The 21,778-nt window shown below is 63.8% G+C and carries 19 protein-coding genes; 7 read left to right on the forward strand and 12 right to left on the reverse strand.

Translation table 11 applies throughout. From position 1 onward, the window contains the following. Positions 1-323 precede the first annotated feature (323 nt). On the reverse strand, positions 324-1,067 hold the full coding sequence (locus tag ACUY1T_RS19950) for a Crp/Fnr family transcriptional regulator (protein WP_446025310.1): 744 nt from the start codon (positions 1,065-1,067) through the stop codon (positions 324-326). A 353-nt stretch (positions 1,068-1,420) separates the two neighbouring features. On the opposite strand from ACUY1T_RS19950, the gene ACUY1T_RS19955 reads away from it, so the two are divergent. From ACUY1T_RS19955 to ACUY1T_RS19965, 3 genes are all read left to right on the forward strand, one after another. Then, on the forward strand, positions 1,421-2,620 hold the full coding sequence (locus ACUY1T_RS19955; RefSeq protein WP_446025311.1) for a saccharopine dehydrogenase family protein: 1,200 nt from the start codon (positions 1,421-1,423) through the stop codon (positions 2,618-2,620). Continuing rightward, the gene (gene nspC, locus ACUY1T_RS19960) at positions 2,617-3,768 is read left to right on the forward strand and encodes a carboxynorspermidine decarboxylase (protein WP_446025312.1); all 1,152 of its coding nucleotides are present in this window, start codon (positions 2,617-2,619) and stop codon (positions 3,766-3,768) included. Before ACUY1T_RS19955 ends, nspC begins: the two co-directional genes overlap by 4 nt. A 150-nt stretch (positions 3,769-3,918) precedes the next feature. Next, a complete protein-coding gene (locus tag ACUY1T_RS19965; RefSeq protein ID WP_446025313.1) occupies positions 3,919-5,223 on the forward strand; it encodes an aspartate kinase in 1,305 nt (434 codons plus the stop codon). Positions 5,224-5,291: 68 nt separating this feature from the next. On the opposite strand, the gene ACUY1T_RS19970 is transcribed toward ACUY1T_RS19965, so the two are convergent. The 10 genes from ACUY1T_RS19970 to ACUY1T_RS20015 form a co-directional block, all read right to left on the reverse strand. After that, a complete protein-coding gene (locus ACUY1T_RS19970; protein WP_446025314.1) occupies positions 5,292-5,522 on the reverse strand; it encodes a hypothetical protein in 231 nt (76 codons plus the stop codon). A gap of 101 nt (positions 5,523-5,623) precedes the next feature. Beyond that, positions 5,624-6,745 carry a Gfo/Idh/MocA family protein gene (locus ACUY1T_RS19975; RefSeq protein ID WP_446025315.1) on the reverse strand — a complete coding sequence of 374 codons (1,122 nt, stop codon included), beginning with the start codon at positions 6,743-6,745 and terminating at the stop codon, positions 5,624-5,626. Positions 6,746-6,823: 78 nt separating this feature from the next. Continuing rightward, positions 6,824-8,326: a CoA-acylating methylmalonate-semialdehyde dehydrogenase gene (locus ACUY1T_RS19980; RefSeq protein ID WP_446025316.1), complete on the reverse strand. Its 1,503-nt coding sequence runs from the start codon at positions 8,324-8,326 to the stop codon at positions 6,824-6,826. Positions 8,327-8,389: 63 nt separating this feature from the next. Continuing rightward, complete coding sequence (gene iolE / locus ACUY1T_RS19985) at positions 8,390-9,292, reverse strand: myo-inosose-2 dehydratase (RefSeq protein ID WP_446025317.1); 903 nt, start codon at positions 9,290-9,292, stop codon at positions 8,390-8,392. Between the two features lie 79 nt (positions 9,293-9,371). Beyond that, on the reverse strand, positions 9,372-11,219 hold the full coding sequence (gene iolD, locus ACUY1T_RS19990; protein ID WP_446025318.1) for a 3D-(3,5/4)-trihydroxycyclohexane-1,2-dione acylhydrolase (decyclizing): 1,848 nt from the start codon (positions 11,217-11,219) through the stop codon (positions 9,372-9,374). Between the two features lies 1 nt (position 11,220). Then, the gene (locus ACUY1T_RS19995; protein ID WP_446025319.1) at positions 11,221-13,167 is read right to left on the reverse strand and encodes a bifunctional 5-dehydro-2-deoxygluconokinase/5-dehydro-2-deoxyphosphogluconate aldolase; all 1,947 of its coding nucleotides are present in this window, start codon (positions 13,165-13,167) and stop codon (positions 11,221-11,223) included. A gap of 77 nt (positions 13,168-13,244) precedes the next feature. After that, positions 13,245-14,039, reverse strand: a complete 795-nt coding sequence (locus tag ACUY1T_RS20000; RefSeq protein ID WP_446025320.1) for a TIM barrel protein — start codon at positions 14,037-14,039, stop codon at positions 13,245-13,247. An 18-nt stretch (positions 14,040-14,057) separates the two neighbouring features. After that, the gene (locus ACUY1T_RS20005; RefSeq protein ID WP_446025321.1) at positions 14,058-14,921 is read right to left on the reverse strand and encodes an ATP-binding cassette domain-containing protein; all 864 of its coding nucleotides are present in this window, start codon (positions 14,919-14,921) and stop codon (positions 14,058-14,060) included. Position 14,922: 1 nt separating this feature from the next. Continuing rightward, the gene (locus tag ACUY1T_RS20010) at positions 14,923-16,053 is read right to left on the reverse strand and encodes an ABC transporter permease (RefSeq protein ID WP_446025322.1); all 1,131 of its coding nucleotides are present in this window, start codon (positions 16,051-16,053) and stop codon (positions 14,923-14,925) included. Positions 16,054-16,107: 54 nt separating this feature from the next. Further along, positions 16,108-17,046, reverse strand: a complete 939-nt coding sequence (locus ACUY1T_RS20015; protein ID WP_446025323.1) for a sugar ABC transporter substrate-binding protein — start codon at positions 17,044-17,046, stop codon at positions 16,108-16,110. Positions 17,047-17,247: 201 nt separating this feature from the next. Here ACUY1T_RS20015 and ACUY1T_RS20020 point away from each other — a divergent pair, with 201 nt between their 5' ends. Genes ACUY1T_RS20020 through iolB form a run of 3 tightly spaced genes read left to right on the forward strand, consistent with a single transcriptional unit; the run spans position 17,248 to position 19,950 of the window. After that, a complete protein-coding gene (locus ACUY1T_RS20020; RefSeq protein ID WP_446025324.1) occupies positions 17,248-18,111 on the forward strand; it encodes a MurR/RpiR family transcriptional regulator in 864 nt (287 codons plus the stop codon). A gap of 22 nt (positions 18,112-18,133) precedes the next feature. Then, positions 18,134-19,129 (forward strand): inositol 2-dehydrogenase, encoded by a 996-nt coding sequence (iolG, locus tag ACUY1T_RS20025; protein ID WP_446025325.1) that lies wholly within the window; start codon positions 18,134-18,136, stop codon positions 19,127-19,129. Positions 19,130-19,146: 17 nt separating this feature from the next. Beyond that, complete coding sequence (gene iolB, locus ACUY1T_RS20030; RefSeq protein ID WP_446025326.1) at positions 19,147-19,950, forward strand: 5-deoxy-glucuronate isomerase; 804 nt, start codon at positions 19,147-19,149, stop codon at positions 19,948-19,950. A 73-nt stretch (positions 19,951-20,023) separates the two neighbouring features. Here the strand turns inward: iolB and gap are convergent, their stop codons facing one another. Next, positions 20,024-21,046 carry a type I glyceraldehyde-3-phosphate dehydrogenase gene (gap, locus tag ACUY1T_RS20035; protein ID WP_446025327.1) on the reverse strand — a complete coding sequence of 341 codons (1,023 nt, stop codon included), beginning with the start codon at positions 21,044-21,046 and terminating at the stop codon, positions 20,024-20,026. A gap of 369 nt (positions 21,047-21,415) precedes the next feature. Between gap and ACUY1T_RS20040 the strand changes: the two genes are divergently transcribed. Further along, a partial coding sequence (locus ACUY1T_RS20040; RefSeq protein WP_446025328.1) for a pyruvate kinase occupies positions 21,416-21,778 on the forward strand: 363 nt, incomplete at its 3' end.

Below are 21,778 nucleotides of genomic sequence, written 5' to 3' on the forward strand. Positions count from 1 at the left end.
CATGCCTCGTGGGTACGAGACCCAAATTGCTAGGCTTACGTTATGCTACAATGAGCCAAGCCAACGGAGCAAGCTTGGACATAACGATTCATTAAGATAACCTTTGGAGTTCAGCCCTTTTTATCTAACGATGGGGGCATATCTGGGGGCACATTTTCTTACTGAAAATAAAAAACTCTTTCCTTATAAGAGCTTGCGTTTAGTTTTAGCATGACGCCGCCTCCACCAATCAAGCGAAAAAAGCACCTCTAGAGGTGCTTTTTTCGTTTCTGCGGCTCTGCTGCGGCCAGGAAACAGGTTCGGTCAGTGGAGAGACCGCACCGCTAGGCGAAGCTCTGGAAGGCAGGAGGCAGGGATTCGTCGATATAGGTGTCGTTGAACTCGACCAAGCGAGCCAATGCCTCCGGGTCGGGAAGCACCACGTGCTGGCGGTCGCGCACGATCAGGCCCTCGTCACGCAGCATGGAGAAGGTCCGGCTCACGTGCACCGCACTCAGCCCCAGCGCATCGCCGATCTGCTCCTGGGATAGCGGCATGAAGAAGCCATTGTCCTTCACGGCGCCGATCCGCTTGAGGCGCAGGTAAAGCTCGTAGAGGAAGTGCGCCAGCCGCTCGTGAGCGGCATAGCGGCCAAGGTAGACCAGCCGTTCGGTGAGTATTGCCTGCTGGCGTACCGCCATGGCGATGATACCAGCGGCCAGGGCCGGCGAGCGCCCGAAGAGTTCGAAGAGCTGCTGATACGCGAACGGGCTGATCACGCCATCGTTGATCATCGCCACGCCTGCCAGCCGGCGGGCGAAGCCGAAATCGCGCATGCCGATGATATCTCCCGGCAGGTAGACCTTGAGGATCTGCATCGAACCGTTGCCGAGGTTACGATAGGAGTAGGCCCAACCCTCCTGGATCACACAGAACAGGTCCACGTCGGCACTCTCCTGCCACAGGACCTCCCCGGCCGACACGCGCCTTGGATTGAGCTCGAGGCCCAGCAACAGGGCCTTGTCTTCGGCCGTCAGCGCTCCGTGACGGCCAAGTCCCTGCATCACTACACTGTCGAGTAGGGTCACACGCTGCCTCTCCGGCTTGTGGTTAGGTCGCGACATACTAAAACACAAGCTTATATAGAGATTCATAACGCAGGTTATCGACGCCCAATAATGATCGAACGACCACCGAGCGCGGCCCATCCTGCTGGCAGCAGGGGCGCTGGCGGCCGGCGCCTCCACTCCTCTGCCACCCCCTACTTTGGTCTAGCGGGTCATGACAAAATCACTTGCCCCCGGCTTCATGGGGGGCCATCATCAGCGCGCAAGCGATGCAAGACCGGGGTGGCATCGGGCACGGGCATGACGAGATGGCCGAAAATCCGATAAGACCCTACCCTTTCATTGACATTCCCCGATCTGGATTCGAGAGGCCCATGAGCAAAGTCCTGATTATCGGCGCCGGTGGCGTCGGAGGCGTAGTCACCCACAAGTGTGCACAGCATCCCGAAGTCTTCAGCGAGATCTGCCTGGCCAGCCGCAACGAAGACAAATGCAAGGCCATCGCGGCCCAGCTGAAACGCCCTATACAGACGGCCCAGGTGGACGCCGACAGCGTCGACGACCTGGTCCAGCTGATCGAGTCGTTCAAACCGGACGTGCTGATCCACGTGGCCCTGCCCTATCAGGACCTGACCATCATGGAAGCATGCCTGAAGACCGGCGTGCCCTACCTCGACACGGCCAACTACGAGCACCCGGACGAGGCCAAGTTCGAGTACAAGGAGCAGTGGGCGTTCCACGACCGCTACGCCGAGGCGGGCAACATGGCCACCCTGGGCTGCGGCTTCGACCCGGGCATGACCAACATCTACTGTGCCTACGCCCAGAAGAACCTGTTCGACGAGATCCACCGGATCGATATCCTCGATGCCAACGGCGGCGACCACGGCTACCCCTTCGCCACCAACTTCAACCCGGAGATCAACATTCGCGAGATCACCGCGAATGGTCGCTACTGGGAGAAGGGTGAATGGGTGGAAACCCCGCCGCTGGCCGAGAAGCGCAAGTTCGACTTCGACGGCATCGGCGAGAAGGACATCTACCTGCTCTACCACGAGGAGCTCGAGTCGCTCAGCCGGAACATCAAGGGCCTTGAGCGCATTCGCTTCTGGATGACCTTCTCGGAGAAGTACATCACCCACCTCAAGGTGCTCGAGAACGTCGGCATGACCAGCATCGAGCCGATCGAGGTGAACGGCTGCGAGATCTCGCCGCTGCAGTTCCTCAAGGCGGTGCTGCCGGATCCGGCTTCGCTCGGCCCGCGCACCAAGGGCAAGACCAACATCGGCATCATTGCCGACGGCATCAAGGACGGCAAGCGGCGCAAGGTGTACATCTACAACATCTGCGACCACGAAGCGTGCTACCGCGAGGTGCAGTCCCAGGCGATCTCCTACACCACCGGGGTGCCGGCAGTGACAGGCGCCATGCTGATGCTGGAAGGCATCTGGAAGGGCGCTGGCGTGTTCAACGTCGAGCAGCTCGACCCGGATCCCTTCATGGAGCGCATCGGCGACATGGGCCTGCCGTGGCAGGTGGTCGAGCTGGATCCGGAGCACGATCCGCTGGCATGACACGACTCGACTTCGACATCCATGCCTGCCCGTCGCCGGCCTACGTGGTTGACGACGCGCTGCTGCGCCGCAACCTGGAGCTGCTCAGGCAGGTCCAGGAGGAGAGTGGCGCACGGATCCTGCTGGCGCTGAAGGGCTTCGCCATGTGGGACACCTTCCCGCTGGTCAGCCAGTACCTGGTGGGCACCACCGCCAGCGGGCAGGACGAGGCGCGCCTGGGCGCGGAGACCTTCGGCGGCGAGGTGCACGTCTACTCGCCGGCCTTCACCGAGGAGGAGATGGACGTGGTGCTGCAGTACGCGGACCACGTCAGCTTCAACTCCCCGGGGCAGTGGCAGCGCTTTCGCGACAGCGTCGCGGCGACGCCGCGCAAGGTCTCCTGCGGGCTCAGGGTGAACCCGGAGTACTCCGAAGGCAAGGTGGCGATCTACGATCCCTGCGCGCCCGGCTCACGGCTGGGCACACGGGTGGCCGACTTCGAGGGCGCCGACCTCACCGGGCTCGAGGGGCTGCACTTCCATACCCTGTGCGAGCAGAACAGCGATGCCCTGGAGCGTACCCTGGAGGCGTTCGAGGCCAAGTTCGGGCAGTATCTGACCGACAAGCAGTGGGTCAACTTCGGCGGCGGGCATCACATCACCCGCCCCGATTACGACATCGAGCGACTGGTGCGGGTGATTCGCGGTTTCCGCGAGCGGCATCCGCACCTCACCGTCTATCTGGAGCCAGGAGAGGCGATCGCGCTGAACACCGGCTACCTGGTGTGCTCGGTGCTGGATATCGTCGACAACGACGGCCCCAACGCCATTCTCGACACCTCGGCCACCGCGCATATGCCCGATGTGCTTGAGATGCCCTACCGGCCGCACATTATCGGTGCCGGCGAGCCGGGCGAGAAGACCCACACCTACCGCCTGGGCGGCACCACCTGCCTGGCGGGCGACGTGATCGGTAGCTACTCGTTCGACAAACCGCTCGAGATCGGCGACCGCCTGGTGTTCACCGACATGGCCCACTACACCATGGTCAAGACCACTACCTTCAACGGTATTCGCCTGCCGTCGATCTGCCGGGTCGACGAGGTGAGCCGCAAGGTGCGCACGGTGAAGCGTTTCGGCTATGAAGCCTACAAGGAGCGCCTAAGCTAGGCGCAACGCCTTGCCCGGCAACGAAAAGCCCCCGAGGGGGCTTTTTTCGTTTCTGCACCCGCATTTGCACGACGATGTCGCGTGCCCTTTTCCTGCCCGTGGTTTTGAACCATGGTGAAGGACGCACAGTCAGCTGACACGGAGAGCCAAATGACCACCGTCTTCAAGTTCGGCGGCGCCTCGATCAAGGATGCCGATGTCATTCGCCACCTGACCCCGCTGATCGAGGCCCACGAGGACCGACCGCTGGTCGTGGTGGTCTCGGCCATGGGCAAGACCACCAACAAGCTGGAAGCGCTGCTCGCCGCTGCCCGCGACGAGGGCCGCAAAAACGCTTACCGCGAATGCTTCGAGGCGCTGCAGGCCGAGCACCGGGACGTCATCGAGGAACTCTTCGGCGACTCGCCGGACTCGCCTGCCGAGCGGGTGGCAGCCCTGTTCGACGAACTCGACGAGCAACACCGCAAGCATCGCCAGAGCGACTACGCCAGGCACTACGACCAGACCGTCTGCTACGGCGAGCTGCTCTCCACCACCATCGTCGCGGCCTGGCTCAACCACTGCGGCATTGCCACCGACTGGCACGACGCCCGCGAGCTGGTACGCACCGATGCCTGCCACCAGGCCGCCAGCCTGGACTGGGCGGCCACCGCCGAGACCGTCTGCGGCCGCTTGGCGCAAAGCGAGCGGGTGGTCCTGACCCAGGGCTTCATCGGCGGCACGGCGGAAGGCGATTCGACCACGCTGGGGCGTGAGGGCTCGGACTTCAGCGCGGCGATCTTCGCCCACTGTCTCGATGCGCGCGAGGTGGTGATCTGGAAGGACGTCACCGGCCTGTTCAACGCCGATCCCCGGCGTTTCGACAACGCCGTGCAGCTCGAACGGATCTCCTACGCCGAGGCCACCGAGCTGGCCTGGCACGGTGCCAAGGTCATCCACCCCAAGACCCTGGGACCGCTACAGGAGAAGTCGATCCCGCTGACGGTGCGCTCCTTCGAGACGCCCGACGCCAAGCCTACCGTCATCGACGCCGAGCGCCGCTTCGATGCCGACGTGGCCTCCTGCACTCTGCGTGAAAATCAGGTCTGGCTGGAGGTCCGCCCGCGTGACTTCTCGTTCATGGACGAGCCGCGCCAGCACGATATCCTGGGCCGCCTGGTGGAGGCCGGCCTGCACGCGAACCTGGTCGACAGCAGTGCCATGCGCTTCGCCCTCTGCCTCGACGACAAGCCCGAGCGGCTGAAGCCCATGATCGAGTCACTCGAAGCCGACTACGAGGTCGCCCGGCAGGACGAGCTGACCCTGCTGACCGTACGCCACCCCAGCAGCGCCATGATGGCAGCCCTGAGCGAGGGCCGAGAAACCCTCGCCGAGCGACGCAATGCCACCACCGCCCAACGCCTGTTCCATAGCCGGGAGTGCCCGGAGACCTGGCATATCCCGGAAGCACGCTAGACGGAAAGAACCGCGCCTGCTCATGGGCAGGCGCGGTCCTTTCGGCTCCGCAGTGCTGGAGGACGGCATCAGTCGTCAAGATTGATATCGTCCTCGTCGGTAGCCGCCCCGGTCACGGCGCCAGCACCGGCACCGATCGCCGCACCGCGTACCACACTGCCTCCCGTGGCGGCACCAGCGGCACCGCCCACCGCGGCCCCAATGCCGGCACCGCTGGCAGCGCGTTCACCGGTACTGGTGCCACAGCCAGCCAGTGCCAGCATCAGCGAGGCGGCGAAGACCACCAGAGCGTTACGCATTCCTGCTCCATAGCGTTTCATGACATACCTCCCGATCCATGGATGTACGTTTTCAGCGTAGTCAAGGTAAACGATGGGGGGCAAAGGAGGACGGGTATAGGCTAGACCGCCACCCACCTGCCTTCGGCGTGAGAGCCTTCGATCGCCTCGATCATGCGATTGACCCGCCAGGCTTCACGGAAATCGGAATAGAGCGGCTTGCCCCCCACGATTCCCTCCACCAGGTCTCGGATCTCGATGATCTTCTGGTCGTTGTAGCCCAGGCCATGGCCGACAGCCGGGCTGAAGGCGGCGTAGTCGGGATGTTCGGGTCCGATCAGCAGGGTGCTGAAGCCACGTCGCCCCTGAGGACCTTCGTGCTTGTAGAGCTGCAGCTCACTCATGCGCTCCTGGTCGAAGATGATCGAGCCCTTGGTGCCGGTAATCGTGTAAGCCAGCCCCATCTTGCGGCCGGTAGCGACCCGGGATGTCTCGATATTACCGATTAGGCCGCCATTGAAGCGCAGCAATGCCTGGGCTTGGTCGTCGTTCTCCGCCTCGCCGAGTCCGCTGCCGTCGGCCAGCGGGCGCCGAGGAATCACCGTCTGCAGCTGGCCGAACACCTCGTCGATGCGCTGGCCGGTCAGGTACTCCGCCATGTTGAGGATATGCGAGCCCACATCGCCGAGCGCCCCGGCGCCGGCGGTCTCGCGACGGGTGCGCCAGCCATGGGGCACCTCTGGATCGGTCATATAGTCCTCGTTGTGGCGGCCACGGAAGTGGATCAGCTCGCCGATCTCGCCGCTGGCTACGATCTCCCGGGCCAGTTGGGTCGCCGGGTTACGAATGTAGTTGAAGCCCACCAAGGTCTTCACTCCGGCCCTCTCTGCGGCCTCCACCATCTCCTGAGCGTCGGCGGCCGTGAGCGCCAGCGGCTTCTCGGTATAGACGTGCTTGCCTGCGGCGATGGCGGCCAGGGCCATCTCCTTGTGCAGGAAATTGGGGGCACAGATATCCACCACATCGACCTGCGGGTCGTTGACCAGTGCCCGCCAATCGCCAGTGGAACGCGCGAAGCCCAGCTCATGGGCCTTCTGGTCGGCCAACTCCTCATCGATCTCCGCCAGCAGAGCGCAGACCGGGGTGGCGGGCAGGGAGAAGACAGTGGGCGCGGCCTTGAGCGCGATGGCATGTGCCTTGCCCATGTAGCCGGTGCCAATCAGGCCGATATTGAGTACCTGCATCTGTTTATCCTCCATCACGAAATCAACCACGCCAAATCAGCCAGACAGCCTGATTGAGAGGTGGGAGTGGGGCCGCGATCAGTGGGTCGGCATGGTGAAGTGGTTGGTCTCTTCGCGGATGCCGCTGGGCCAGCGCTGGGTAACGGTCTTCATGCAGGTGTAGAAGCGCACGCCGTCGGGGCCGTGCATGTGCAGCGGGCCGAACAGCGAGCGCTTCCAGCCACCGAAGCTGTGGAAGGCCATGGGTACCGGGATCGGCACGTTGACCCCAACCATGCCGACCTGGATCTGCTCGACGAACTGGCGTGCGGCGTCGCCGTCACGAGTGAAGATGGCGGTACCGTTGCCGTACTCATGGGTGTTTATCATAGCCACGGCCTCGTCGAAGCTCGCCGCCCGGGCGATGCAGAGCACCGGACCGAAGATCTCCTCGCTGTGGATGCGCATGCCCGGCTTGACCTGGTCGAACAGGGTGCCGCCGATGAAGTAGCCGTCGCCGGCGCCTTCGATGCGCGCCTCGCGGCCGTCGACCACCAACTCGGCGCCCTCGTCCACGCCGGCCTGGATATAGCCCTTGACCTTCTCCAGGTGCTCGCGGGTGATCAGCGGGCCCATGTCGTTGTCGGGTCCGTCCACCAGCCCGGGGCCAACCCTGAGCCTGGCCAGCTCGCCGATGAGCTTCTCGCGCAGACGCTGGGCAGTCTCCTCACCCACCGGCACCGCCACGGAGATGGCCATGCAGCGCTCGCCGGCAGAGCCATAGGCGGCTCCCATCAGCGCACCGACGGCCTGGTCGAGATCGGCGTCGGGCATGATCACCATGTGATTCTTGGCGCCGCCCAGGGCTTGCACGCGCTTGCCGTGGGCCGAAGCGGTGGCGTAGATGTATTCGGCGATGGGCGTGGAGCCGACGAAGCTCACCGCCTGGATCCGCTCGTCGGTGAGCAGCACGTCCACGGCCTCCTTGTCGCCGTTGACCACGTTGAACACACCGTCGGGCAGGCCGGCCTCCTGGAGCAGCTCGGCCAGGCGCATCGGCGTGGAGGGGTCCTTCTCCGAGGGCTTCATGACGAAGGTGTTGCCGCAGGCGAGCGCGATGGGGAACATCCACATCGGCACCATGGCCGGGAAGTTGAACGGCGAGATGCCGGCACACACGCCCAGCGGCTGCATCAGGGAGTAGCTGTCCACGCCGGTGCCCACGTTCATGGAGTGCTCGCCCTTCTGCAGATGCGGGATGCCGCAGGCAAACTCGACCACCTCCAGGCCACGGGTGACCTCACCCTTGGCGTCGGAGAACACCTTGCCGTGCTCGCTCGAGATCAGCCGCGCCAGCTCGTCGGCGTGCTCCTCGACCAGTGCCTTGAACTTGAACATGATCCGCGCACGCTTGAGCGGTGAGACACGTGACCACTTGGCGAAGGCGTCGTGCGCCACGCGCACCGCTTCGCGGGTCTCGTCGGCGGAGGAGAGCGCGACCTGCAGGCGTTGCTCACCGTTGGCGGGATTGTAGACCGGGGCGTTGCGGCCACTGGCGCCCTCGACAATGCGGCCGTTGATGAAATGATGAATCTGGTTCATGACAAGGGTCTCTTTTGTTATCTGGGCGGTTGTATCTGGCCTGCTTCTATCTGGATAGGGGACTCAGTCGGCGATCTGAAAGCCAGCTTGCTCAGCCAGGGCACGCAGGTTGCGGTACCCCATCCGGGCGTAGGTCTGGGGGTGAGCCACTTCCGGGTCTTGCTCGGCTTCCACTACCAGCCAACCCGTGTAGCCGGCCTCACGCAGGTGGGTCAGGGTGGGCAGGAAGTCGACGTCTCCGTCGCCGGGCACGGTGAACAGACCGTCGAGGACTCCGTCGAGGAAGCTCTTGTCACGATTGCTCAGCTCCTCAAGCACACCGAAGCGCACGTCCTTGCAATGCACATGCTTGACCCGCGAAGCGTAACGCCGGGCCACTGCCATCGGATCGCCACCGGCACCGCGCAGGTGACCGAAATCAAGCAACAGGCCGACGGAGTCGCGAGTGTTGTCGAGCATCCGCTCCACGTCCTGCTGGCTCTCCACCACGGTGCCCAGGTGGTGGTGGTAAGCCATGTGCACGCCCTGCTCCTTGAGGTAATCCCCCACTGCGTTGAGCCCCTCGGCCAGGCGTTTCCAATCGGCATCGCTGAGATGGGGGCGCCGGGACAGCGGCACCGACTGGTTGCCGTGGATGCAACGGCTCACCTCACAGAACACCATCACCTTGGCGCCGCACGCCTTGAGCAACTGGAGGTGGTCCTGGACCGCCGCGATCTCCTCCTCGGGGCTGCGCTCCAGCAACCGGGCGGAGTACCAACCGGAGACCAAGTCCAGGTCATGGCGGTCCAACACCCTGTTGAGGGTCTCCGGTGTGCGGGGAAACTTGTTGCCGAGTTCGAAGCCGACGAAGCCAGCCTCGCGTCCCTCTTCCAGGCAGACCTCCAACGGGGTATCGGCCCCCAGGCTCGGCAGATCGTCGTTGGTCCAGGTCAGGGGATTGATCCCCAGGCGTACGGTAGACATGACGTGCTCCTTGCGAGCGGGCCACCCGGCCCGCGCCATGAGATGCGTGAACGAGTGAGTCGATGAGCGCCGTCGCGGCTCAGCGGTGCTGACGCCGTTTGGCCTCGCGGTAGCCTGCATAGGCCTCGCGCACTTGGTCGCGCTTAGAGACCTCAGGCACTGCCACCTCCCACCAGGCGCCACCTTCGGCGGTGCTGGGCAGCGGATCGGTGTCCAGGGCAATGACATAGGTCGTGTTGGCCTGGCGGGCGCGTACCAGCGCCTGCTCCAGCTCACTGATGCCGCGCACGCTCTCGGCCTGGCACCCCAGCGCCCGGGCGTGGGCGGCGAAATCCGTCTTGGGGGCGCCTTCCGGCACCGTGCGGCAGTCGCCGAGCAGGTTATTGAAGCCTGCGCCGCCGGTGGCCCGCTGCAAGCGGTTGATGCAGCCAAAGCCGCGATTGTCGAGCACCACCACGATCAGCTTGTGACCAAGCATCACCGAGGTGGCGAGCTCCGAGTTGTGCATTAGGTAGGAACCGTCACCCACCATGACGAACACCTCTCGCTCGGGCCGCGCCATCTTGACCCCCAAGCCGCCGGCTATCTCGTAACCCATGCATGAATAGCCATACTCCACGTGATAGCTGCCCGGACCGGCACACTGCCACAGCTTGTGCAGCTCGCCGGGAAGGCCGCCAGCGGCGCAGACCACGATGCCGTCCTCACCGGCCTGACGGTTCACGGCACCGATCACCTGGGCATCGGTGGGCAAGTTACGTCCCTCGTCGGCGGTCACCCGGGCCACCACCTCGGCCCACTCCCGTTTGAGGCCGCCAGCCTGCTCCCGCCAGGCATCTGAGGCTCGCCACTCGGCCAGGCCGGCATCCAGCGCCGCGAGGCCATCAAGGGCATCACCGATCAGCGGCAGGGCATGATGCTTCTGGCTGTCGAAGCGTCCCACGTTCAGCGCCACCAGAGTGACATCGTCTCGCTCGAAGAGCGCCCGTGAGCCGGTGGTGAAATCCTGCAACCGGGTGCCCACGGCGAGAATGACGTCCGCCTGCTCGGCGAGCCGGTTGGCGGCGGCGCTACCGGTGACGCCGATGGCCCCCATCGCGCAGGGATGAGCGTCGGCCAGGGCCCCCTTACCGGCCTGGGTTTCAGCCACTGGCACGCCTCGGGTACGGGCAAACTCCGCCAGACGCCCACAGGCCTCGGCATAATGCACACCGCCACCGGCGATGATCAGCGGGCGCTCGGCGCGAGCCAGGGCGGCAATAGCCACCTCCAGCTCGTGGGGGGCGGGCTGGGGACGCCGGATGCGGTGCACCCGGGGGTGAAAGAAGGCCTCAGGGTAGTCATAGGCAAAGGTCTGGACGTCCTGGGGTAGCGCCAGGGTCGCAGGGCCACAGTGCTCGGGATCGAGCAGGGTGGCCATGGCCTGAGGCAGGCTGGTTAGCAGCTGCTCCGGGCGGGTAATGCGATCGAAGAAGCGCGACACCGGCCGGAAGCAGTCATTGACCGTGATGGTGGGATCGCCGAAGTGCTCCACCTGCTGCAGCACCGGGTCGGGTTCGCGGGAAGCGAAGGTATCCCCCGGCAGCAGCAGGATCGGCAAACGGTTGGCATGGGCCAGGGCGGCCGCAGTGACCATATTGGTGGCCCCCGGCCCGATCGAGCTGGTAGCCGCCATCAGGCGACGCCGGCCGTTGGTCTTGGCGAAGGCAATGGCGGCATGGGCCATGGTCTGCTCGTTGTGGGCACGCAGGGTCGGCAACTCCTTCTGGGCGTGGTAGAGCGCCTCGCCCAGGCCGGCCACGTTGCCATGACCGAAGATGGCGAAGACCCCTTCGAACAGCGGAACCTCACGATCCTCAAGCTCAATGCGCTGTGCCGCCAGGTACTTGACCAAGGCCTGGGCCATGGTCAAACGAATGGTGCTCATATCAGGCTTCCTCCAATTGGGGGGCGGCGCTGCGCAGACGCCGCCACTCCCGGATCAGTTCGGCATAGTTGTCGGCTACCCGGGCCACCAGCGCCGCATCGTCGATGCGTCCGGCCAGCCACTCGCGGCTCGCCTCGGCGAAAAGGGTGCGGCCGACGGTGAAGCCTTTGCAGCGCGCCTGCCGGGCAGCCGGCGCAAAGCCGCGTTTCATCTCCTCCATGGGGGCGTCGAGGCCCAGCAGCACCACACCGCGACAATGAGGGTCCTGGATATCGATTATCCGCCCCACTGCCTGCCAGGCGGTGTCGGACATGGCCGGCAGCTTCCACCAGTCGGGGCGAATGCCCAGGTTGTAGAAGCGCTGCAGGCTGCGCGCCAAGGTGGTGTCGTCCACCGGCATGGCGGCGGGGGGAATCACCTCCACCAGCAGCTCCAGGCCGTTGTCGCAGGCCGCCTGGTAGAGCTGACGCAGACGCTCCTCCTGCTCCAGACGCAGGTCCAAGGCATCGTCGGGGTGGTAGAACACCAAGCACTTGATGATGTGCTCGGCGGGCCAGAAGCGCAGCCGGCTACCCAGGTCGTCGCCGTGCTGGAAGCGCAGCGGTCTCGAGCCAGGCAACTCCACCGGACGGCCGATCCACCAACCCTTGCCGGAGGCATCGTTGAGCGCGTCCCGACCGAAGACGTCATCGACCAGGATCGCCGGCTTTTCCAGCCCAGTGCGACGCGCACCTTCCTCGGCGGCCTGGACCAGCAGCCGCTTCAAGATCGGCAAACGTTCGGGGTCGGCCTGTTCGTCGCGGGCCATGTCGGTGAGCTGGCGCCGATGATCGAAGGCCAGGCCGCACACTTCGGGCCACTCGGCAGGCGTGCGGGTGGTAACCCGATGCAGATGGTTGAGACGACCGTCCTTGTCAGGATGTCGCACCTCGTCCCGGCGTGCCAGATAGTCGAACAGTTCCTCCTCAGTGGGCATGGCCGGCGCACAGCCATGCCGGGAGACCACCAGAGCCCCGCAAGCGTTGGCATAGGTGGCACTGGTCTCCCAGTCCTTGCCACGCAGCCAGCCTCTCAGGAGACCGCTCATGAAGGCGTCGCCCGCGCCCAGCACATTGAGCACATCGACTTTCACCCCCCGGACCAGGATGCCTTCCTCGACACGGCTGGGAATCTCGCCTTCGATCACCACGCAGCCGAGCGGCCCGAGCTTGCAGACCAGGGTGGCGTTGCTGACGCGACGCACCGCACGCAGCGCCTCGAGGGTATCGGTGCTGCCGCCGGCAATATGGAACTCCTCCTCGGTACCAACGATCAGGTCGAAGTCGCCGAGCCACTGCTGCAGGTCGGTGGTGACCGTTTCGTCGGCGATGAAGCGAGTCTCCCCGTCGCCCGGAGTGGTCAAGCCCCACAGCACTGGTCGATAGTCGATATCCAGCACCCGCTTGACGCCATGCTCGGCCGCCGCATCCAAGGCCTTGCGGCAGGCACGGCGCGTGGTGACGGTGGAAAGGTGTGTACCGGTAATGGCCAGAGCCAGGGCACTGCCGATGAATGCGGGGTCGATGGCGTCCGCGTCGATAGCCATGTCGGCGCAGTCGCGACGATAAAAAAGCAGCGGAAAGGTGTCGCGGTCCTTGATCGCCAGCAGCACCAAGCCGGTATGGCGTTCCGGATCGGTCTGCAGACCCGAAGTATCGACCCCGGCGCGCTCTAACTCCTCACGCACGAAGCTGCCCATCTGCTCGTTGCCCACCCGAGACAGCATGGCCGACCTGAGCCCCAGCCTTGCCGTGCCATAGGCCATGTTGCCGGAACTGCCACCCAGGTACTTGGCAAAGCTGGTCACGTCTTCCAGGCGGCAGCCGATCTGCTCCGCATAGAGGTCGACGGCGACACGGCCCAGGCAGATCAGGTCCAGCGGACGGCTGTCAGTACTCATTTCTTGCATAGCATCTCTCCGCGTCGCTTGTCGCAGGGCACCCAAAGGTCCAGCAGTGGCTAATGGGCGCTACGACGCTGTTCCATTCAGGAGTCAAAGGTGAAGGCCTCACGGAAGCGCGTCAGAGCCAGCTCGTCGTCGCCAGAGGCCCAGGCCTCCAAGCCGACGGTGCCGCGATAGCCGATCTCATCGAGGGCTCGGGCGATGGCCGGGTAGTGAATCTCGCCGGTGCCAGGCTCGCAGCGCCCGGGAACGTCGGCCACCTGTACCTCACCGATATAGGGAGCGCAGCGGCGTACCAGCTCGATCAGGTTCCCCTCGCCGATCTGGGCGTGATAGAGGTCCAGCATGATGCGCACCTCTGGGCGATCGACAGCCGCCACCAGTGCCAGGACATCCTCGGCTCTCGCAAAGGGCACACCAGGGTGGTCGACGGCGGTATTGAGGTTCTCCAGCACGAAGGTGACATCTTTCGCCTGTCCCAAATCGGCCAGGCGATGCAGGGTGTCGTGCGCCCGGATCCACATGGGACCAGTCATCTCAGCGCCCGGCTTGATCGGCAGCCCCTGACCATCCAGGCCGGTGCCATGGAGATTCAAGCGGGGAATACCCAGCCGCTTTGCTACCTCAACCGACTCCGCGGCCGTGCGCACCAGCTCATCGGCTCCCTCCTTGTCAGCCAGGCTGCCACTGACGTAGCCGGTCATGGACGAGAAGGTCGCGTCGGTGTTCGCCAGTGCCTGAATGTCGTGCTTCGTCCAATCCCAGATTTCGACCTGAAAGCCCAAGGCATCGAGCCGACGTACCCGCTCGATGACCGGCTGGTCGCGGAACAGCATCTCGGCACATGCCGCCAGGGTGAAGGGCGAATGACTGGCCATGTTGATTGTCTCCTTTCATCACTGGCCGGCGGCCAGATGGGTCTGGGGGCCAGACTCACCTGCGCTGGAGGCGGCACGCTTTCGCTCTTGATCGCTGCGCTGGAACTCGGCCAGCTCGGCGTCCAGGCTCTCCAGCTCGGCGCCGCCGGACATCATGTTGAGTACCTCCTCGCGCGTGACGTCTTCCTTGCGGAAAGTGCCCAGGCTGCCGCCGCGCGATAGCAGGGTGAAGGCATCGGCCACCGGGTAGGCGTGATGAACGTTGTGTGTAATGAAGATCACCGCCAGGCCATCGGCCCGCGCCTTGGCGATATAGCGCAGTACTACCGAGGCCTGCTTGACCCCCAGCGCCGAGGTGGGCTCGTCCAGGATCAGCACCTTGGCGCCGAAGTAGACCGCCCGGGCGATGGCCACGCACTGGCGCTCGCCGCCGGAGAGTGTGCCGACCGGCTGGCTGGGGTCGCGCACATCGATGCCGATCCTGGCCATCTCCTGCTTGGCGACCCGGTCGGCATACTTCCAGTCGATGCGCTTGAATGGGCCCCAACCCACTGTGGGCTCGCGCCCCATGAAGAAGTTACGGGTGATCGACATCAACGGGATCATCGCCAGGTCCTGGTAGACAGTGGCAATGCCGGCGTCCAGGGCATAGGCCGGCGACTTGAAGCGCGTCGGCTTGCCGTCCAGAAGCATTTCACCGTGGGTGGGCTGGTGGACGCCTGACAGGGTCTTGATCAGGGTCGATTTGCCGGCGCCGTTGTCACCCAGCAGGCACATGACTTCACCGGAATAGACTTGCATCGAGATGTCGCTCAGGGCGATGACGCTGCCGAAGTGCTTGCTGACGTTGCGCATCTCGATCATAGGCGTACGTTCATTCATCTCACTTGGCCTCCATCGCCTTCTTGCGCATGAAATTGTTGAACAGTACGGCCACCAGCAGCATCGCGCCGAGGAACACCTGGAACCAGTCGGTATTGACGCCGGTATAGAAGATGCCCATCTGCACCATGCCGAAGATCAGTGCCCCCAGCGCCGCTCCGATGGCCGAACCATAGCCGCCAGTGAGCAGCGCCCCACCGATGACTACGGCGATGATCGCCTCGAGTTCCTTGAGCTGCCCGCGGATGGTGTCCGCCGAGCCGGTATCCATCACCTGCAGGCAGGCAAAAATGGTGGCCGAGAAGGCGGTGAACATGAATAGCGAGATCTTGACCCGATGCACCGGCACCCCCGAGTTACGCGCGGCATTGGCATCGCCGCCGCTGGCGAATATCCAGTTACCGTAGGGGGTACAGAGCAGAACCCAGGTAGCGAGTGCCGTCAGCGCAAGCCACCAGACGATGGAAACCGGGATCCCGGTGACCACCGGGTTACCGGCAAAGTTGGTGGCGATCCAGCCTTGGGTTGCCATCCAGGAAAAAAGGCCGGTAGCGACTTCACCGGAGAAGAGCGCGGCGAACCAGTCGCCGGGAATGTGCTGCTGAACGCCACCGACCTGGGTACGCCCGGTCAGCAGCCGACTGACGCCGATGGCCAGGCCGCGCAGGATGAACAGGAAGCCCAGCGTCACGATGAAGGATGGCAGACCGGTGCGATTGACCAGGTTGCCATTGATCCAGCCAACCAGGGCCGCGCAGGAGAAGGCCAGCAGCATGGCAGCCCACAGTGGCCAGCCGTACTCCACGGCGGGAATGGCGATGAGGATGCCGGCCAATCCGATCATCGAGCCGATGGAGAGGTCGAACTCGCCGCCGATCATCAACAGCGCAGCAGCGGTGGCGATGATGCCCAGTTGAGCTGCCACCTGAAGAAAGTTGATAATGCCCGCCGGCGTGAACATGCCGGTACCGCTGGCGGCGACGATGAAGAAGGCGAGCACCAGGACGGTGCCGGCCAGGGCGCCCAGTTCAGGGCGGCTCAGCGCCTTTTTCCAGAACGACACCTTCTGCAAGCGCTCATCCTGTTGCTCCGTCATCGAATCGTTAGCCAGAGAGGATTCGTTGGACTTCATGACAGTCGGCTCCCTGGGCCCGGGTTCACCGGGCCCATGTGAGGTAGATGGATATCAGCGAATGCCCTTCTTGCTCAGCTCGACTACCTGAGCGGCATTTTCCTGGGTCACGAAACCCGGGCCGGTAGGGACGTCACCCGCCGGCAGCATGCCGTTCCTGGCATACTGATCGAGGAACATGACTGGCAGGTAGCCTTGCAGGTACTGCTGCTGATCGATGGCGAAGTCCAACTCGCCGTTTTCAAGGGCTTCCAGGATGCTCGGTGAGAGGTCAAAAGTGCCAAGGACGAACATGTCGGTGGCCCCCTGATCGCGCATGGCGCGCACCATCGGCTCGGCGGCCAGTGCGCCCAAGGTCAGGATGCCGCCTACATCATCGTTCTGGTTGAGATAAGCGACGATGGCATTGCGAATCTCCGTCGGATCGTAAGTCGTGGCCAACTGCTCGGCATTGCCATCGAAGCCGGCCATGAAGCCATCACAGCGCTGATCGAGCCCTTGGTTGCCCTGCTCATGGTTGACGCAGAGCCCCTTCTCGACGCCCATCTCCTGCATACGCTCGGCGGCTTGCCTGCCAGCTTCGTATTCACTCTGGCCAACGTGCAGACGCGCACCATAGCTGCCTGCAACATCACCGCCGGAGTTGATCGTGATCACGGGAATACCGTTGTCGACGGCGTTCTGGACCACACCGCCAAGCGCATCTTCATCGGTGAAGGACACGATCAGGCCATCGGGGTTCGACGCTACGGCAGCCTGGATGAGCTGCTGCATTCTGGCCATATCGAAAGTCGAGGGGGCCCGATACTCCAGCGTTGCGCCAACGAGGTCGGCAGCCTGTTCGGCACCGTTCTTGACGACGGACCAAAAAGGATCGGAAGGAATGCCATGGGTCACCATGACGAAGCGATTCTGCTCCTGTGCCTGAGCCGATCCGGCCATTAACGCCGCAGCGGCGGTCGAGGCCAGTAGCCAATGGGATAGACGTGCCATGGGTAGAATCCTCGTGGTTGTCATTATGTGGTTGTCGTGCATGAAACGCGTCACCGGAATGAAATATAGATTCCATTCCTGACATTTTACAAATCATATATTCTATACTTTAGTATGGTTGGAATATTTATTCCATACACCCTAGACTGCCAGACATCAGGCTGAGCCAACGTGCCCGGGTAGGGCGAGGAAGATCGACACATGAAGCAAACGCCACAGGATTTCAGCGAACTGGAAACCCGCATTACGCAGGAGTACGCCACCTTGAGCCGGCGCCTCCAGCAGACCGCACGGTTCCTGCTCGATCATCCCCAGGAGGTAGCTTTCGCCACCGTGGCCAAGCTCTCGGAACAGGCGGATGTGACACCCTCGACCCTGATCCGCTTCGCCAACAGCTTCGGTTTCTCCGGCTTCTCCGAGATGCAGCAGCTGTTCCGTACGCGTCTGGTGGACGAACTGCCCAACTACACTGAGCGTATTCGTGCCGTGCGCAGTGCCACCGGGGAGACACCAGACAGCACGCAGCTATTGTGGGAGTTTGCCGACGCCAATCGCGAGGTGTTGGAACAACTGCCGGGACGCATCGACCCACGCTGCCTCGAGCAGGCACTGGATGTTTTTGACAAGGCCGAGATCGTGCATGTAATGGGCGCACGGCGCAGCTTCGTGGTGGCCAACTATTTCACCTATGCACTGCATCACATCGACAAACGTGCCTGCTTGCTCAATGGCCTGGGCGGCATGCTCGGTGAGCAGGTCAAGACCATTGGCAAGCGTGATGCACTGATGGTGGTGAGTTTCTCACCGTATGCCGAGGAGAGCCGCGAGGCCGCAGCACAGGCCAAGCAGCGCGGCATACCACTGGTGGTGATCACCGATTCCAGCCTGAGCCCGCTAGCGCGTCTCGCCGATGTCGTCCTGGTCGTTCACGAAGCCGAGGTCAAGAGCTTTCGCGGCCTAACCGCCTCACTCTGTCTGGCCCAGACGCTGGCCATCGCCCTGGGGGTGCGTCAAGACAAGGCCAGAGACCAACGAATCCCGGGCCATGAAGCCGGAACGCCCTGACCCGACACCAAGAGGAGTCGCCATGAAAATTGCCCTGATCGGCGCCGGACGCATCGGCAAGGTGCATGCCCTTTCAATAAGCCAGCATCCAGACGCAATCCTATCCGCCGTTGCCGACTTCCACACCCCGGCTGCCGAAGCTTTGGCCGCCGAGCACGGCACCCGCGTGCTGAGTGCCGACGCTATCTTTGCCGATGGCGACATCGACGCCGTGCTGATCGCATCCAGCACCCCGACCCATGCTGACTATCTGGAGCAAGCAGCCCGTGCCGGCAAGGCGATCCTCTGCGAGAAGCCGATTGCCCTCGACCTGGCGCGTACCCGTGACGCCCTCCAGGTTCTCGAAGCCAATCCGGTGACCTGCGCGCTGGGCTTCAACCGCCGGCACGACCCCCAGTTCGCCGCCCTCAAGCAGGCTCTGGTGGAAGGCCGCATCGGCGATCTCGAGACGCTGACCATCATCAGCCGCGACCCCAGCCCGCCCCCAGCGGAGTATGTCGGCATCTCCGGCGGCATCTTCCGGGACATGACTATCCACGACTTCGACATGGCCCGCTGGCTGCTCGACGAGCCCATCACCCACGTCCACGCCGAGGGCAGTTGCCTGATCGACCCCGCCATCGGCGAGGCCGGCGATGTGGATACCGCTATGGTGACCCTGACTACCGCCAGCGGCCGACTCTGCCATATCAGCAATTCGCGTCGCGCCTGCTATGGCTACGACCAGCGCATAGAAGCCTTCGGCAGCGCCGGCATGCTGCAGACCCAGAACGAGAGCGAGACCCGCCTGCGCTTCACTGGCGAGCCGGGCCAGGTGGAGGAGAAGCCCAAGTGGTTCTTCCTGGAACGCTACGCCGAGGCCTACAGCCGCGAGATCGGCGACTTCGTCGACGCCTGGAAACAGGGGCACACCCCACTGGCCGGCGCCATCGACGGCCTGGAGGCCCTGCGCCTGGCCGAGGCCGCCGAGCGCTCGTTGAAGGAAGGCCGCCGCATCGCCCTCGACGATATTCACTGAACGCCACAGGAGCGCCCATGACCTCACTACTGGTACGCCCCCACGAGCCCGACGCCCAGGGCAAGGTGCTGGACGTCACCCCGGAATCCGCGGGTTGGGAACATGTCGGCTTTCGCGTCCACAAGCTGGCCCGCGGCCAGCGCCTCGAGGCCAACACCGAGGACCGCGAGCACTGCCTGGTGCTGCTCACCGGCCGCGCCACCGTCACCAGCGGCGAACACCGCTGGGAGTCGATCGGTGAACGCATGGATGTCTTCGAGAAGATACCACCCCATGCCGTCTATCTTCCCGACGGGGTGAGCTACAGCGTCGAGGCCGTCACCGACCTCGAACTGGCGGTGTGCAGCGCACCCGGCCATGGCAACCACGAACCGCGCCTGATTACCCCCGATCAGGTCAAGTGCAGTACGCGGGGCAGCGGCACCAATACCCGCCATATCCAGGACATTCTGCCGGAGACCGAGCCGGCGGACAGCCTGCTGGTGGTGGAGGTCTACACGCCGGCCGGCAATTGGTCGAGCTATCCGCCCCACAAACACGACGTAGACAACCTGCCCGAGGAATCCTGCCTCGAGGAGACCTATTACCACCGTATCGATCCGCCGCAAGGCTTCGCCTTCCAGCGCGTCTATACCGATGATCGGAGCCTGGACGAGACCATGTCGGTGGAAAACGGCTGCTGCGTAATGGTGCCGCGTGGTTACCACCCGGTGGGTGCCGCCCACGGCTACGAACTCTATTACCTGAACGTGATGGCGGGTCCCAAGCGGAAGTGGAAGTTCCAGAACGATCCCGCTCATGAGTGGATCGTCAACGCCTGAATAGGCAGACAACGGAAAACCGGAGCGACTTGGCGCTCCGGTTTTCGTTAGCCAGCCTGGGGCTCGTGCGAAGTCAGGCCGCTTCGCGCTTGGCGTCGCCCGCGGCCTGCATGGCCAGGGCGGTATCCAGCATGCGGTTGGAGAAGCCCCACTCGTTGTCGTACCAGGCCATCACCTTGACCAGGCGGCCGTTCACCCGGGTGTGATTGGCGTCGAAGGTGGAGGAATTGGCGTCGTGGTTGAAGTCGATCGACACCAGCGGCTGGGCGTTGACCGCCAGTACGGGCGAGGCTTCGGCAGCCTTGGCCAGGATCGCGTTGATCTCTTCCTTGGTGGTATCACGGCTGGCGGTGAACACCAGGTCCACCAGCGAGACGTTGATCACCGGTACGCGCACCGCCAGGCCGTCGAACTTGCCGGCCAGCTCCGGCAACACCAGGCCCACCGCGGCGGCGGCACCGGTCTTGGTCGGAATCATCGAGTGCGTCGCACTACGCGCCCGGTACGGGTCACTGTGGTAAACGTCGGAGAGGTTCTGGTCGTTGGTGTAGGCGTGTACCGTGGTCATCAGGCCGTTCTCGATGCCCACCGTGTCGTTGAGCGCCTTGGCCACGGGGGCCAGGCAGTTGGTGGTGCAGGAGGCGTTGGAGACCACCTTGTGCTCGGGTTTGAGCACGTCCTCATTGACGCCATAGACCACGGTGGCATCGGCATCCGGGCTCGGCGCGGAGATCAGCACGCGCTTCGCTCCCGCTTCGAGGTGCTTGGCGGCGGCATCGCGCTTGGTGAACAGCCCCGTGCACTCCATCACCAGGTCGACACCCAGCGTCTGCCACGGTAACGCCGCAGGATCGCGCTGCGAGAGGATGGCGATGCGATCGCCGTCCACGCTGAGGCTCTCCTCGTCGTGCTCGACCTTGAACGGGAAGTGGCCATGAACGGTGTCATGGCGCAGCAGGTGAGCGTTGAGGGCGGGGTCGCCCAAGTCGTTGATGGCCACCACCTTCACCCGGTTGCGGTAACCGTTCTCGTACAGAGCACGCAGCACGTTACGACCAATGCGACCGAAGCCATTGATGGCAATCTTGAGCGTCATGTCCTCTCTCCTCCAGAGCGTCTCTGTAGCTTTCAGGGTAGAAAATAGAGCCGGTGGGCAGAGATCGGGCATCGGCGATGCCGGCTGGGCAGCCTGCGGCTCCTGTCAGTATGACTCTCAATGTGACGCAAACTAGTCAAGGACTCAAGATTTTTTTAGTAACTTTACGACATAATGAACTTGATGAATCGATGCACCTGAAATTCCCTGCCATACCTGCACCCCCTTTACAGGCTAGAAAAACCACCAAGCCAAGCCTGCCGTATATGCAAAGCAGCGTGTCACAGCATGATGTAGTAAACTTACCATAAAGCCGATATTGTTGTAGCCTGACGACATCCCCCTTATCCCTTCAGGAGGCGCCTCGACATGCCGAAGCCACTGCCGCACACCCCCCTCCGCCGCACCAAGATCGTCGCCACCTTGGGCCCGGCCAGCGACCGCGAGGGCGTGCTGGAGGCGATGATCCGCACCGGCGTCGACGTGGTGCGCCTCAACTTCTCCCACGGCAGCGCCGCCGACCATCGCCGCCGGCTGGTCGCCGTGCGCCAGATCGCCGACCGCCTGGGCAAGAGCGTCGCCGCGCTGGGCGACCTGCAGGGGCCCAAGATCCGCATCGCGCGCTTTCGCGACGGCGCGGTGGTGCTCCAGGAGGGCCAGCCCTTCGTCCTCGACATGGCCATGGACACCGAGGCCGGCGACGCCAGCCGCGTCGGCTGCGAGTACACCCAA

It is taken from the genome of Billgrantia sp. Q4P2 (assembly GCF_052806135.1).